The organism is Bradyrhizobium sp. Leo78 (assembly GCF_059512425.1).
Map to the genome: position 1 here is coordinate 1 of NZ_JCAMOT010000272.1, position 392 is coordinate 392.

Here is a 392-nt window from a genome sequence, read left to right on the forward strand (position 1 = left end):
CGCCATGTATTTCGACAGCGACCTGATCGTGCTTGACGAACCAACCAATAATCTCGGCGTGGCTGAAACCCAAGGGGTACTGCGCTTCGTGCGCGAGGCGCGCGACACCGGCCACTCCTGCATTTTCATCGCGCATAACATCCATCATGTCTTCCAGGTGGTGGACCGCATGGTGGTGATGCGGCGCGGCAGCGTCGTCGCCGACGATCTAAGCCCTGCTACCTCATCGATCCAGGAGGTAGAAAACATCATCACCGGCGAACATATGGCGGCATGATCGAGATCGGCGCCAAGGGAATCCGCTTCGGCTTCGATGCACGAACCGGTCTCCTCGACGGCTTCACGGTGGAGGATGAGGGGCACGAGATTGCTCCATTGCACCGCGCGCCCTG

At 59.9% G+C, this 392-nt stretch carries 1 protein-coding gene; it reads left to right on the forward strand.

Going from position 1 to position 392, the window contains the following annotated elements; all coding sequences use genetic code 11:
• Window positions 1-277, forward strand: a 277-nt coding sequence (locus tag AC5ZG1_RS44640) for a P-loop NTPase family protein (RefSeq protein ID WP_496136605.1), incomplete at its 5' end; no start/stop codon positions are given.
• Window positions 278-392: the final 115 nt, after the last annotated feature.